Here is a 13,317-nt window from a genome sequence, read left to right as displayed (position 1 = left end):
GGAGCCTGAACGAGAACTGTGACGGGCTCGAATGCGGGACGCTGCCCTTGATCCTGGAGCTCCTATTAAGAGGCGCCGGCGACGGGGGTCTCTCCATGCGGTCACTTTTGACGTCCGGATTGGGAACCACGATTTACGTTTGCCGTTTGCCCTTCGCTGATTTTCGCGTCGCAGCAAGGAATGTGCTCATGGAATTGAAAACGCAGGTCGCCCTGGTCACTGGCGCCGGATCTGGAATTGGCAAGGCGGCAGCGCTCAAGCTGGCCCAATCGGGAGCCCGAATCGGGCTTCTCGGCCATACGCGCAGCGAACTGGAAGAGACGGCTGACGAAATCACGGCCGGAGGCGGCGACGCCCTCGTGCTGGATGCCGACGTTGCGGACGAAGCCGCAATGAGAGCAGCGGTTGATCATCTCGTCGAAGCCTATGGCCAACTGGACATCGTTGTGATCAACGCCGGTATCAATGGCGTCTGGGCCCCTATCGACGACATGAAGCCGGACGAGTGGGACACCACGATCCGCGTCAACCTGCGCGGCACCTACCTATCCTTTCACGTCACCGTGCCGCATCTCAAGAAACAGGGCGGGTCGGTCGTCGTAATCTCCTCGATCAACGGCAACCGCACGTTCACAACGCCGGGCGCTACCGCCTATTCGGCCACCAAGGCTGCCCAGGTTGCGATGGTGCAGCAACTGGCACTCGAACTTGGCAAGCACAGGATCCGCGTGAATGCGATCTGCCCGGGATCGATCGGGACAAGCATCGACGACAATACAAGCCTTCGCGGCAAGGAGGAAACGGCTGTCCTTGTCGTTTTCCCGGCAGGTGAAATTCCGATCACCGGAGGAAAGGCAGGCGAAAGTGAGGATGTTGCTGACGTCGTGCTGTTTCTCGCGTCCAATCGCTCCCGTCACATCACTGGAACGCCGATCTTCGTCGACGGCGGGCAAAGCCTTCTTCGCTAAGATGTAAAGGCGTGGAACCAGTCGATGACATTCGCGTTACTGTCCGCCATCAAGGAGGGCAGGAAACGTGAAGAATTTTATTATCGCAGCCGCTATTGCTATTACATCGACTGTATCATTTGTACCTTTTGCACAGGCTCAGAGCGTTACGATCGTTACCGACGACCGCCGTGGACCGCCGCCGCCGCGCATGATGCGCGAACGTGACCGTCATCATCAGCGCCGCGGTTGCGTCGTGAAGAAGGTCAAGACGATGCGTCACGGTGCCGTGATCATCAAGGAAACGAAGGTTTGCCGCTAACACCAAGTGCTGGCCGCAGGTTTTCTGCGATACAGCGATAAGTCCTGCCGCGCTTCCCAAGAGCGCGGCATTTTCTATGGAATAGGCACGTCAGTATGGGAGCGGACACTCCGGACCCATGCAGCAGAACGGGGTCCGCAATGCGATAATGGCGTTGCTGAAGCCGGCAGACAGGGCGATCCCGACCTTGAACCGGAATAGTACGCATGCTAACTAATGGTCATCATAAACTTAGCACACTAACCTTTTATGGATCAGGATCTCGCAAGCTCTGATTTTCTGGAATCGCTTACCAAGGTAAGCCGGAAAATCCGCACGGCGTTCAATCAGCAGGTCACCGCCCACGGCCTGACCTATCCGCGCGCCCGTGCGTTGTTTCGGCTGACTAAAAAGCAGAGCATGACACAGACCGAGCTTGCGTTTGAGCTTGAGCTCGAGCAGGCGACACTGGTCCGGCTGCTTGACCGCATGGAACAGAACGGCCTGATCGAGCGCAGGCCCGATCCCGGCGACCGACGCGCGAAACTGATCTCGCTGACGTCCCACGGCAAGGAGCAGGCAGACTTCGTGCGCTCCCTCGCGGACCAGATCCGGAAACAGATTTTTGCAGGCCTCGACCACGACGATATCCGCCGTGCCAACGACCTTCTGGACGCGATCGGCACCAATCTTGCCGATCTGGAGAGCTTCAATGTCATCACGTGACACAACAGTCGTGAAAGACGACGTCGAAAATTCAGATGCGAGCCCCGATGCGGGGCGATCGGCCGCCTCAGCTGTGCAGGATGCGGCCCCTGCCGTTGCGCCGCCTGTAGCCCCCCCGGCTTTCGTTCCGAAACCGCTTCCAATTGCGCTCCTCTATGCATTCGCGTCAATTGCCGCGGCGGTCATGCAGGGCCTGGGCACAAGTCTGATTTCGGCCAACCTCCAGCAGATTGCTGGCCCGATGGAAGCGACCCAGACCGAAGCGTCCTGGCTGGTGGCCGCCTATCTGTTTCCCAACGCCAGCCTTGGTCTGTTCCTGTTCAAGGTCCGCACGCAATACGGTATCCGCAACTTCTGCGAAATCGCCATTATCCCTTACGTGATCATCAGCCTGGCACATCTGTGGGTGAACGATCTCAGCGTTGCCATTGCCCTCCGGTTTTTTGCGGGAGCCGCGGCCGCGCCTGTCTCCTCCATCGCAATTCTCTACATGCTGGAGATCTTTCCGCCGGAGAAGAAGCTGAATATCGGTATCTGTCTGGCGCTGATCGGTCTGCTTCTGGCAACGCCGATTGCCGGTCTCGTGTCGCCATCGCTGCTCGACGAGCGCGACCTTCAGGGCCTCTACCTTCTGGAACTGGGCCTCGCACTGATCGTGTTCGGCCTTGTGTTCCTGCTGCCACTCACCTCGCCTCCAAGAGCCAAGGTGATCGCGCCGCTCGACTTTGTCAGTTATGCACTTCTGGCCACCAGCATGGGATGCCTTGCCGTCGTCTTCACCATGGGCCGCCTGTATTGGTGGTTGGAAGCGGACTGGCTCGGCTGGCTGCTTGTCGTCGCGATCGTCACCGGCGTTCTGATGACGATCATCGAACTCAACCGCAAGACAAACCTGATCGACGTGCGCTGGATCACCTCGCGCGAGATCATCCATTTTGCTGGCGTTCTCCTGGTCTTCCGCATGCTTTTGACCGAGCAATCCACAGGCGCGATCAACTTCTTCAAACAGCTCGGCCTCTTCAACGAACAGATGGCTGGGCTCTACTGGGCGATCCTGATTGCCAGCGTGATTTCAGGCCTCGTCTGCGCGCTTGTGATGAAGCCCGGCCGGGAAGGCTTCATCCACCTCGTCGCGTTGATCCTGATTGCGGCGGGATGCTACATGGACAGCCAATCCACGGTCCTGACCCGTCCCGAACAGATGTATGTCAGCCAGGCCATGATCGCATTCGGAAGCGGTCTGTTTCTACCGCCGGCCATGGCGGTGGGTTTTGCCGCCGCGCTGAAGAAGGGCCTGACCTACGTCATCAGCTTTATCGCCGTCTTCCTGTTCACCCAGAAGGTCGGCGCGTTCCTCGGCAGCGGCTTGTTCGGCACCTTTGTCACCTGGCGCGAGCAATATCACTCGTCGATCCTGACATCCCGCCTGCTGCCGACCGATCCGATGGTGACGGCGAGAATCCAGCAGTATGTCGGCGCCTACGCGCGGTCGACATCCGATCTGACCCAGCGCACGATCCAGGGCACCACGACCTTCGCCAAGGCCGTTCAGCAACAAGCCTATGTGCTCGCCTATAACGACGCCTTCTACGTGACTTTCCTGATCGCAATCGGCGCGATCGTGATGCTTGTATGCCATCTCGCGTGGACCCACCGCGATCGGCTCATACCGCATGCGTCTGCCTCCACGCAGGCCTGACCGTCAATTCGATACACTTTAGAAAAAGAACAGAGCTATGAACGCTGCCTTCAGATCCATTTCCACATACGTCGCGCTCATCGTCGGGATCGTCGGCGTGTTTATCGTGCTTTACGCCTGGAACCTGCCCCCCTTCCACGGCACGGTCGAGACCACGAACGATGCCTATGTCCGCGGACAGGTGACGTTGCTCAGTCCGCAACTGGCGGGCGTCATCGTCGACGTGCCGGTGCAGGACTACCAGAAGGTCAAGAAGGGCGATCTGATCGTCAAGATCGATGACCGCATCTATGCCCAGAAGCTCGAACAGGCAGAGGCGCAACTCGCCACCGCTGAAGCTTCGCTCGACAATTCCGAGCAAAGCCGCAAATCGGCGGAGGCCAATATCGTCTCGGCAAAGGCCGGCATCGAAAGTGCGCAGGCAGCACTGAACGCGGCCAAGCTGACCTATGAGCGCACCGAGACTTTGCTCAAAAACAACGTCACCACCCAAAGCGAGTCGGAGAAGAACCGCGCCGCCTATGACCAGGCGCAGGCGAGCCTCCACCAGGCACAGGCGACCGAACTGGTGGCTGAACAGGACCTCAACACGATCGTCGTCAGTCGTCGTTCGCTGGAAGCGAGCGTCGGAAGCGCCAAGGCCGCGGTCGAACTCACGCGGATCGACCTGCAAAACACCAGGATCATCGCACCGCAGGACGGAACCCTTGGAGAGGTGACCGGCCGTATCGGTCAATATGTTTCCGTTGGCACACAGGTCGCTTCGCTCGTGCCCAATCACGTCTGGGTGGTCGCAAACTTCAAGGAAACCCAGCTGGAGAACATGACCGTCGGCCAGCGCGTGACATTCACGGTCGATGCTCTGGGTCATCAGGCGTTCACGGGCACGATCGAGCGTTTCGCCCCGGCGACAGGCTCGGAATTCTCCGTGATCAAATCCGACAACGCGACCGGCAACTTCACCAAGGTCGCTCAGCGTATTCCGGTGCGCATTGCCATCGATACCGATCAGCCCCTGACGGACCGCCTTGTGCCCGGCATGTCCGTCGTGGCCAAGATCGATATCGCTCAGGAGGGTGCCGCAGCTGCGGAGGTAGAGACGCGCTAAGCCGAAGTGGCGATGGCGTCAGCGGAACCTGCATATCCCGGATAGCAAAACGCCCCGCATCAGACGCTGACGCGGGGCGCTCGCCGATTATCGTCTGAAGTCGATCCCCTCAGTTGCGGGCGACCCAGTCATGCCAATCACCCTCGCCGCCGCGGAAGACGTTGAGATCGATCTTACCCTCGACGCCCTGCGAGAGGCCGGATCCGGAATACTGCCAGAACACCCATCTGCGATCGGGATAGACCACCGACGGATGCTGAGCGACCGCGCGCAGCCAGAATGGGTAGTTGAGGAATTCGCCGCGCAGGTTGTCCTTGTAGAAATCCGGCGCCGTGTAGATCACCGGCCGCTTGCCGTAATGACGCTCCAGCATGTCCATGAAGACCTGCATCTTTTCGAGCACCTTGGCGCGCGATAGACGCATTTTGCAGCTCGACTCGCCGTTATATTCGACGTCGATCACAGGCGGCAGCGCGTCGGGATCTTTCGGAACATTGCGGATGAACCATTCGGCCTGGTCGCTCGCAACGCGGCACCAGTAGAAGAAGTGGTAGGCGCCACGCTTGACGCCGGCCTCCTTGGCCTTGCGCCAGTTGGTCTTGAACATCGGATCGAGATGATCGCCGCCGTCGGTCGCCTTGATATAGGCAAAGTTGGCGCCCTGCGTCCGCAGCTTTGCCCAATCGATATCGCCCTGCCAGCGAGAGACGTCGACGCCGTGAACGGACATCTTGCGTGGCGAGACCTTGCCGAAATTGATCGGTTTGGCATCGCGGAAGCTGTGGCTGTAGATCCGCGAGCGGCCACCCGGCGAAACCCCGAGGCCTTGCCTCATGTCGGGCAGGGAAACCGGAGTGAGCGCCGATACGGGCCGCTGAGCCGGCATCGGCATGCCGACGGTCGTGACCATCGGATTGCCTGGCGCTTCGACCGAAGGACCCGGCGCGATGTTGCGGAACGCCGGCGACTGCGGCACAGGCCCGCCCCAGGCCAATGGCTTCTGCGGTGGTGACGGAATTCCGGCGGTCGTCCCGACGTCGACGGCGGGAACCAGCGGAGCCGTTCTTGCAGCCAGACGGGACGTCTTTGCAGACCCGGATGAAGCGGGCACAGCGGATTCCAGATCGCTGCTGGAGGTACATCCAGTCGCAGCGAGGGCAAGAACGAGCAGTGATACAGCCGTAAGACGCATAAGGAACCCGTACTCGATACAAAACGGAATCCGTGCAGCAGACGATCAGCGCCGCACGTTTACTAACGGGACCTTACCGGGAAATACTGAATGCAATCTTTACGGAGGTGCTCCAAGCCCTGCAGGATGACGTCTAGAGAGGCGAAATCGATAACACTTCAGTCACGAGGTCGTCAGGTGAGCGCAATGAGCCCGCGAGGGGCACCACACGATCGGTCAGGTAGTCTTGATTTAATCCGGAATACGCTCGTTTGGAACTCTCCATGCGGCGTTGGCGTTCGGTTGTCGAATATATCTCAAGGAGACGTGGATGGACCAGTTACGGGATCAGCTCGAGGATCAGCTGGCAGCACTTGTCCAGGAAGCGGCGCCACCCCTCGAACGGCAGTGGTGGCATAGCTCGACCGTCTACCAGATCTATCCGCGCAGCTTTTGCGATCTGAACGGTGACGGCATCGGCGATATTCCGGGCATTATCTCGAAACTGGATTATATCGCATCTCTCGGCATCGACGTCATATGGCTCTCCCCGATCTTCAAATCGCCGATGGATGACAACGGTTACGACATTTCGGACTATCGCGATATAGCGTCGGAATTCGGAACGCTTGCCGACTTCGATCTGCTGGTTGCCGAGGCTCGACGCCGAGGCATCGGCATCTTGGTCGATCTGGTTGTGAATCACACGTCCGACGAACACCCGTGGTTTCAGAACTCACGAGCCTCTCTCGACAATCCGTTTCGTGACTTCTACGTCTGGCGCAAGCCGGGTCCTGACGGCGGACCTCCCAACGATCTCCAGTCGACATTCGGCGGCCCCGCCTGGACGCTCGACGAGACGACCGGCGAATACTACCTGCATCTCTTCTCGCGCCGCCAGCCCGATCTGAATTGGGAAAACCCAAAGGTCCGTGCCGAAGTTCATGACATGATGAACTGGTGGCTGGAACGCGGCATTTCCGGTTTCCGGATGGATGTCATCGATTATATCGGCAAACAGGTGGACCAGGGCGTGGTGACCGACGGTGCGCACCTGCACGAATATCTGCAGGCGATGAACCGCGAGACCTTCGGTGGCCGCAACGTCCTGACCGTCGGCGAGGCGTGGAGTGCCACACCTGCATCGGCACTTCTCTATTCCGGTCGCGAGCGGCAGGAACTCTCGATGGTGTTCCAGTTCGAACACGTGACCCGCCAATGGGATGAAACCTACGGCAAATGGCAGCCGAAAAGCTTCGACCTCGTCGAACTGAAGTCGGTGCTGAGCAAATGGCAGAACGCGCTGGCCGACGACGGCTGGAATTCCTTGTTCTGGGGCAATCACGACCTGCCGCGCGCCGTCTCGAAATACGGTGATGCCACAGGTTATCCCGTGGAATCGGCCAAGATGCTGGCGACGGTGATGCATCTGCTGAAAGGCACGCCCTTTATCTATCAGGGCGAAGAGATCGGCATGACCAACATGCCGTTCACCGCGATCGAGCAGTATCGCGATATCGAGACGCTCAACATGTATCAGCTGCATGTGGGTGCCGGCCGTTCGCCGGAGGATTTCATCATGGGCGCCAACGCGAACGGCCGCGATAACGCCCGCACGCCGATGCAGTGGAACAGCGCAGCTTATGGCGGTTTTTCCACCGTAGAACCCTGGATCGGCGTCAATCCGAACTATGCGTCGATCAATGCGGACGTGGCGATGAGCGACGAGCGTTCGGTCTGGAACCATTATCGCCAGCTGATTGCCTTGCGGAAATCCCATCCGGTCATCGTCTACGGCAAATACCAGTCGTGGCTCGACGACAACAAGGACGTCTTCGTCTACAACCGCAGACAGGACAGAGACCTACTGGTCGTCATCGGCAGTTTTTCAGCGCATGAGGTCAGTCTGGACCTGCCGAAAGAACTGAAGATCTCCGGCAATTGCCTCATCTCCAACTACCAGCCGATAGAAGTGCTGGGTGAGACGGTGGTTCTGAAGCCGTATGAGGCCTTCGCCATCCTGCACCGGATGCCATGAGGAGAAGTCTTCAGTCTTAGAGAGCCCTGCGCCCGTAAGCGCAGGCCACACACCTATTTCCGCAACAGTCTGAGCGCGTTGATCGTAACCAGCACCGTTGCGCCGGTGTCGGCGAGGATCGCCGGCCAGAGCCCGGTCACGCCGATCACCGTCGTGACCAGAAACACCGCCTTCAGCCCGAGCGCGATGGTGATGTTCTGGTGAATGTTGCGCATCGTCTTCTTCGACAAGGCAATCATTGCTGCGATATCTGCCACCCGGCCATGCAGCACAGCGGCGTCGGCTGTTTCGAGCGCAACATCCGTGCCGCCGCCCATGGCGATTCCGACATCCGCCGCAGCCAGCGCCGGCGCGTCGTTGATCCCGTCCCCGACCTTGCCGACGACGAAACCGTCACGCTTCAGTTCGCCAACGATCCGGCTCTTGTCTTCCGGCAGCAGGTCGGCGCGGACCTCGATGCCGAGCTCCTGTCCGATTGCACTTGCCGTGCGCGCATTGTCGCCGGTCAGCATGACTGTTTTGACGCCCACTTCGGTCAGAGCGAGGAGCCCAGCCTTGGCATCGGCGCGCGGCTCGTCGCGCATGGCGATCGCACCGGCCAGCACGCTGCCGACGATGAGCACGGAAACCGTTTTGCCCTCGTCATTGAGCGCTGCGATGCGGCGGCTGTGCGCCATCGACATCGACACCCGCTCGGCGGCAGCCTTGGGAGAGCCGAAGAAGACGTCCTGTCCCTCGACCTCTGCTGTCAAACCTTTTCCGCCGAGCGCCTTGCCATCACTCGACTGCGGAATGAAAACTTCGTCTTCTTCAGCTTTCGCGAGGATGGCTTTTGCAAGTGGATGGCTGGAGCCGGTTTCCAGCGCGGCAGCAATCCGCAGCACCTCATCAGCGCTGTGGCCGAAAGCAATGACATCGGTGACCTGCGGCCGTCCCTCGGTCAGCGTGCCGGTCTTGTCGAGGGCGACGGCGGTGAGCTTTCCGAGTGTCTCGAGCACCGCACCGCCCTTGATCAGCAGGCCACGACGGGCACCGGATGAAAGCGACGCAGCGATCGCCGCAGGCGTCGAGATCACCAGTGCGCAGGGGCAACCGATCAGCAGGATGGCAAGCCCCTTGTAGATCCATTCGTTCCAGTCACCGCCGGCAGAGAGGGGCGGCAGGATGGCGACCAGAGCGGCAACCGCAACGACGCCGGGCGTGTAGTAGCGCGAGAAGCGGTCAATAAAGCGTTCGGTCGGCGCCTTCTTTTCCTGCGCCTCCTCGACGAGGCGAACGACGCGGGCGATCGTGTTGTCTTCGGCAGCAGCGGTGACACGCACCCGAAGCGCGCCATCGGTGTTGATGGTGCCGGCAAACACGACATCGTCGACACCCTTGGCAACCGGCGTGCTTTCGCCCGTCACGGGCGCCTGATCCACCGCGCTCTGGCCTGACATGATGACGCCATCGGCTGATATCCGGTCGCCGGGCCTCACAAGGATGATCGAACCGATCGCAAGGCTTTCGGCCGGCACGGTTCGCGTCTGGCCGCCCTCCTCCAGAAGTGCTTCCTTCGGCACCAGAGCGGAGAGGCTCCTGATGCTGTCGCGTGCCTTTCCGGCGGCAACGCCTTCCAGCAATTCGCCAACGAGAAACAGGAAGACGACGGCCGCCGCTTCTTCCGACGCATCGATCACCACCGCGCCGACAGCGGCGATCGTCATCAGCATTTCGATCGAGAACGGCGTGCCGGCCAGCGCTGCCATGATGGCGCGGCGCGCGATCGGCACCAGACCGATCAGCATCGCGGCTGTGAAAATATAGGTCTCGTAAGCGGGAAACAGGTGGCCGAGCCCATAGGCAACTCCAAATGCCAGGCCGGCTATAATGGTCAGTCGGCCCTTGGCGGATTTCCACCATGGGCCCTCCATCGGGCCGTGGTCATGCCCATGCAGGCCTTCAGTGGCGGCTGTGTCGCGCTCATGATGGGAATGGTCATGACTGCTTCCATGATCGTGATCATGATGGTCGGCGTGATCCGCAACGGGAATGACCGGCTCAGCCGAACGATTCCGCTGCGAAAGCTGTCTCAGCGGATAACCGAGACCGGAAACACGCTTTTCGACGGCGCTAAGATCGACGCTGTCATTGTGGCTGACCGTCATCGTGCCCGCGGCAACCGATACCGAAACATCCTCGACGCCGGGCATGCGGCGTACAGCCGTGTCGATCTTGGTGGCGCAGCTGGCGCAGTCCATACCGCCGACCTTGTATCGCGCCTGATTTACTGCCGTCATCGTGCTGGTTCCCTGCCGTTCGTCTCAGATCACCTCTCGTGTCTACAACCTCTAGCCACTAGAGCTGCAAGAGGGAAAACGCCCACACGTGCGTTCCTATTGCAGTGCATATCCACATGGATATTGCGCGTGCACAATTATTGAGCTTGCGGGGAAAGCGATGAAAAAATACTGTCGTTCTACGCTCGGCGCTGTCCGAGCAGCCAATTCAACACCGATTGTTCGACAAAGGATCACCTCATGAAGGCTCATCGCCTCACCAAGTTTGCAGCGCTTGCAATTCTTGCCACGTTTTCCGGCGTCGCCTCGGCCAGTGCCCAGACGAAGACCTTCACCATTTCCTGGTGGGGCTATAACGGCGACAAGATGAAAGCCAACATCATCGAGCCGTTCAAGAAGATCTGCGGCTGCGACATAGTGTTTGAAACCGGCAACAATGCCGACCGCTTGAACAAGCTGAAGCTGCGCGACGGCAAGGGCGTGGACGTGATCTACCTCTCGGACAGCTTCTCCCAGCTCGGCGTCGCACAGGGCCTGTTTCAGGAAGTCGACGCATCCAAGATCCCGAACCTTTCGGAAATCTACGAACTCGGCCGCAACCCGCAGGGCAAGTATGGTCCGGCCTACACGATCGGCCGCGTCGGTCTCGTCTATGACAGCGCCAAGGTGGATCCGGCGATTACATCCTGGGCCGATCTGTGGCGCGCCGACATGAAGAGCTCGGTCTCGCTGCCGGGCATCACTACAACGGCCGGCCCGATGGTCGTGTTGCAGGCCGGCAAGCATGCGGGCGTCGATGCCTACGAGGATTCCGAAAAAGCCTTCGAGGCCATCACCGCGCTGAAGCCGAATGTGGTCAAGAACTACAATACCGGCTCCGAACTGGTGAACCTGATTTCGACCGGCGAGGTGCGCGTTGCCCTGGCGCAGGATTTCACGCTTGCTTCGATGCAGGCAGCCGTCAAGACGATGACCTGGGCGACACTGAAGGAAGGCGATATCGCCACCCTCAACATGGTCAACATTCCCAAGGGCTCCGAAAATGTCGAGCTGGCGCACCAGTTCATCAACTTCGTTCTGTCGAAGGAAGTTCAGCAGAAGGAAGCCGAACAGGGCGTCGATGCGCCGATCAACAGCAAGGTCGAGCTTTCGCCGGAACAGGCCAAGATGTGGACCTATGGCGCAGACCAGGTCTCGAAGCTGGGCCGCATCGATTACGCCAAGCTGAACGACGCCAAGACCGACTGGATCGACCAGTGGAACGAGGTTTTCGGCCAGTAATCTCAGTCACAGACGACGAGCCCTCTCCTCGATCCAAGGAGAGGGCTTTTCCTGATCCGGGCGGGGATTGCGGAGCACATCCGCTGCCGGAACGCCGGTGCCTAAAAGGCGCAGGGCAGCCCGGAATTTGAAAGAACAGACATGAAGCGTTTTGCCAAATGGGGGCTGACGATGCCGGCGACGATTGCTGTCGTCGTCGCTCTCGTTATTCCGGTTCTCTTGACCATCGCCACCACGTTCGGTGAGCCGAAAGGCGCCTTTTCGACCTACACCGCCTTCTTCAACAGCGGCTTCCGCACCAATATCCTCTACCGCACGCTGCGTATCGCGCTGATCACCACCGCGATCTCGCTGGTCATCGGCTTTCTGACGGCTTACGTGATCGCCCGGATGCCGGGGCGGCTGAAGTCTGTCGCCATCATCGCTGCTGTCTTCCCACTTCTGACCGGCGTCGTGGTTCGTTCATTTGCCTGGCTGATCATCCTCGGCAAGAACGGTATCGTCAACGACACGCTGATCTCGCTTGGCATCATCTCCGAGCCGCTGTCCATGCTCTACACCGAGGGTTCGGTGATCGTTGCGATGGTCTATCTGTTCGTGCCGCTGATGATCCTCACCCTGACCGGTGTGCTCGAGGGCATTCCACGCGAAGTGGTCGAAGCCTCAACCTCTCTGGGTGCCACGCCGATCGCCACATTCTTCCAGGTCATCCTGCCGCTTGCCGTGCCGGGCCTGATCGTCGGCGCGGTCCTCGTCTTTACCGGCAGCTTTACCTCCTACGCGACGCCGCAGCTTCTGGGCGGCGAGCAGATGATGATGATGGGAACGCTGCTCTACCAGCGCGCCATGGTCACCTTCGACTGGGTGGGTGCGTCCACCATCGCAGCGATCATGGTGGTCATCACCATCGCCGTGGTGACGATCATGAGCCGCATGGCGCGGCGCCTCAACCCGATGGCGGTATGACAAGATGACCACACGCATCCATCCCGTCCTCGGCGTGTTCGCCGCCCTCGTCTTTCTTTTCCTGCTTGCGCCGCTCGTCATCATCGTCGGCGCATCGCTTTCAGACACGTCCTACCTCACGTTTCCGCCGCAGGGGCTGACGCTGCGGTGGTTTGCCAATATCTTTGAGATCTCCGCTTTCCGGAACACGGCGATTACCAGCTTCCAGGTGGCGATCCTTGGAACAGCGCTGTCGCTGCTGATGGGTATTCCTGCCGCCTATGCGCTAAACCGGTACCGCGTCGAACTGCCGAAATGGCTTTCCACGCTGTTCGTCCTGCCGATCCTGGTCCCGGAAATCGTGTTCGGCTTCTCGCTTCTGAAGTCGATTACCATCGGCTTCGGCCTGCCGGTCTATCCGAGCCTGATCCTCGGCCACGCGCTTCTTGTTCTTCCCTATTCCGTGCGCGTCGTCGGTGCGAGCCTTGCGGCCTTCGACTTCTCCGTGGAAGAAGCTGCGATCAGCCTTGGTTGCCCGCCGCTCAAGACCTTCATGACGGTCGTGCTGCCGAACATTCGCGCCGGCGTCATCGCCGCCTTCATCCTCGCGTTCATCACCTCGATCAACGACGTGTCCATCTCGGTGTTTCTGACCGGTCCCGGCATTTCCACGCTGCCGATCCAAATTCTGGCCCATATGGAGCAGTTTTTCGACCCCACCATCGCCTCCGTCTCCGTGCTTTTGATGCTGGTGACGGTTGGCGTGATGGCCATCGTCGAAGCCACGCTCGGCCTCACCTTCCTGACCAAGTAAGACGAGTA

At 59.8% G+C, this 13,317-nt stretch carries 11 protein-coding genes; 9 read left to right on the top strand and 2 right to left on the bottom strand.

What is annotated here, in order from left to right; all coding sequences use genetic code 11:
- Nucleotides 1–188 precede the first annotated feature (188 nt).
- From ACQY1J_RS04240 to ACQY1J_RS04220, 5 genes are all read left to right on the top strand, one after another.
- Nucleotides 189–968: an SDR family oxidoreductase gene (locus tag ACQY1J_RS04240; RefSeq protein ID WP_430249530.1), complete on the top strand. Its 780-nt coding sequence runs from the start codon at nt 189–191 to the stop codon at nt 966–968.
- Between the two features lie 67 nt (nt 969–1,035).
- A complete protein-coding gene (locus ACQY1J_RS04235) occupies nt 1,036–1,269 on the top strand; it encodes a hypothetical protein (RefSeq protein WP_113110177.1) in 234 nt (77 codons plus the stop codon).
- A 249-nt stretch (nt 1,270–1,518) separates the two neighbouring features.
- The gene (locus ACQY1J_RS04230) at nt 1,519–1,974 is read left to right on the top strand and encodes a MarR family winged helix-turn-helix transcriptional regulator (RefSeq protein ID WP_062576743.1); all 456 of its coding nucleotides are present in this window, start codon (nt 1,519–1,521) and stop codon (nt 1,972–1,974) included.
- A complete protein-coding gene (locus tag ACQY1J_RS04225) occupies nt 1,961–3,673 on the top strand; it encodes an MFS transporter (protein WP_062454460.1) in 1,713 nt (570 codons plus the stop codon). The genes ACQY1J_RS04230 and ACQY1J_RS04225 overlap by 14 nt, the downstream gene beginning before the upstream one ends.
- A gap of 37 nt (nt 3,674–3,710) precedes the next feature.
- On the top strand, nt 3,711–4,781 hold the full coding sequence (locus ACQY1J_RS04220; protein WP_430249528.1) for an HlyD family secretion protein: 1,071 nt from the start codon (nt 3,711–3,713) through the stop codon (nt 4,779–4,781).
- 109 nt (nt 4,782–4,890) lie between these two features.
- Here ACQY1J_RS04220 and ACQY1J_RS04215 read toward each other — a convergent pair whose 3' ends face one another.
- Nucleotides 4,891–5,973: a GH25 family lysozyme gene (locus ACQY1J_RS04215; RefSeq protein WP_430249526.1), complete on the bottom strand. Its 1,083-nt coding sequence runs from the start codon at nt 5,971–5,973 to the stop codon at nt 4,891–4,893.
- 310 nt (nt 5,974–6,283) lie between these two features.
- On the opposite strand from ACQY1J_RS04215, the gene ACQY1J_RS04210 reads away from it, so the two are divergent.
- The gene (locus ACQY1J_RS04210) at nt 6,284–7,990 is read left to right on the top strand and encodes a glycoside hydrolase family 13 protein (RefSeq protein WP_430249524.1); all 1,707 of its coding nucleotides are present in this window, start codon (nt 6,284–6,286) and stop codon (nt 7,988–7,990) included.
- 53 nt (nt 7,991–8,043) lie between these two features.
- Here ACQY1J_RS04210 and ACQY1J_RS04205 read toward each other — a convergent pair whose 3' ends face one another.
- A complete protein-coding gene (locus ACQY1J_RS04205; protein ID WP_430249522.1) occupies nt 8,044–10,269 on the bottom strand; it encodes a heavy metal translocating P-type ATPase in 2,226 nt (741 codons plus the stop codon).
- A gap of 240 nt (nt 10,270–10,509) precedes the next feature.
- Here ACQY1J_RS04205 and ACQY1J_RS04200 point away from each other — a divergent pair, with 240 nt between their 5' ends.
- The 3 genes from ACQY1J_RS04200 (at nt 10,510) to ACQY1J_RS04190 (ending at nt 13,309) form a co-directional block, all read left to right on the top strand.
- Nucleotides 10,510–11,550 carry an ABC transporter substrate-binding protein gene (locus ACQY1J_RS04200; protein ID WP_092664467.1) on the top strand — a complete coding sequence of 347 codons (1,041 nt, stop codon included), beginning with the start codon at nt 10,510–10,512 and terminating at the stop codon, nt 11,548–11,550.
- A 141-nt stretch (nt 11,551–11,691) separates the two neighbouring features.
- Nucleotides 11,692–12,516, top strand: coding sequence for an ABC transporter permease (locus ACQY1J_RS04195; protein ID WP_062576731.1), 825 nt, complete (start codon nt 11,692–11,694; stop codon nt 12,514–12,516).
- A 4-nt stretch (nt 12,517–12,520) separates the two neighbouring features.
- On the top strand, nt 12,521–13,309 hold the full coding sequence (locus ACQY1J_RS04190) for an ABC transporter permease (protein WP_113110172.1): 789 nt from the start codon (nt 12,521–12,523) through the stop codon (nt 13,307–13,309).
- Nucleotides 13,310–13,317 lie beyond the last annotated feature (8 nt).

The sequence above is a fragment of the Neorhizobium sp. DAR64860/K0K1 genome, assembly GCF_050500205.1.
Lineage (GTDB): Bacteria > Pseudomonadota > Alphaproteobacteria > Rhizobiales > Rhizobiaceae > Neorhizobium > Neorhizobium soli.
This window is presented reverse-complemented; position numbering and strand designations above follow the sequence as displayed.

Excerpts from the sequence above, each read along its gene's own strand:
- ACQY1J_RS04240 (WP_430249530.1), top strand. The coding sequence starts at position 189 with ATGGAATTGAAAACGCAGGTCGCCCTGGTCACTGGCGCCGGATCTGGA.
- ACQY1J_RS04230 (WP_062576743.1), top strand. The coding sequence starts at position 1,519 with ATGGATCAGGATCTCGCAAGCTCTGATTTTCTGGAATCGCTTACCAAG.
- ACQY1J_RS04225 (WP_062454460.1), top strand. The coding sequence starts at position 1,961 with ATGTCATCACGTGACACAACAGTCGTGAAAGACGACGTCGAAAATTCA.
- ACQY1J_RS04220 (WP_430249528.1), top strand. The coding sequence starts at position 3,711 with ATGAACGCTGCCTTCAGATCCATTTCCACATACGTCGCGCTCATCGTC.
- ACQY1J_RS04215 (WP_430249526.1), bottom strand. The coding sequence starts at position 5,973 with ATGCGTCTTACGGCTGTATCACTGCTCGTTCTTGCCCTCGCTGCGACT.
- ACQY1J_RS04210 (WP_430249524.1), top strand. The coding sequence starts at position 6,284 with ATGGACCAGTTACGGGATCAGCTCGAGGATCAGCTGGCAGCACTTGTC.
- ACQY1J_RS04205 (WP_430249522.1), bottom strand. The coding sequence starts at position 10,269 with ATGACGGCAGTAAATCAGGCGCGATACAAGGTCGGCGGTATGGACTGC.
- ACQY1J_RS04200 (WP_092664467.1), top strand. The coding sequence starts at position 10,510 with ATGAAGGCTCATCGCCTCACCAAGTTTGCAGCGCTTGCAATTCTTGCC.
- ACQY1J_RS04195 (WP_062576731.1), top strand. The coding sequence starts at position 11,692 with ATGAAGCGTTTTGCCAAATGGGGGCTGACGATGCCGGCGACGATTGCT.
- ACQY1J_RS04190 (WP_113110172.1), top strand. The coding sequence starts at position 12,521 with ATGACCACACGCATCCATCCCGTCCTCGGCGTGTTCGCCGCCCTCGTC.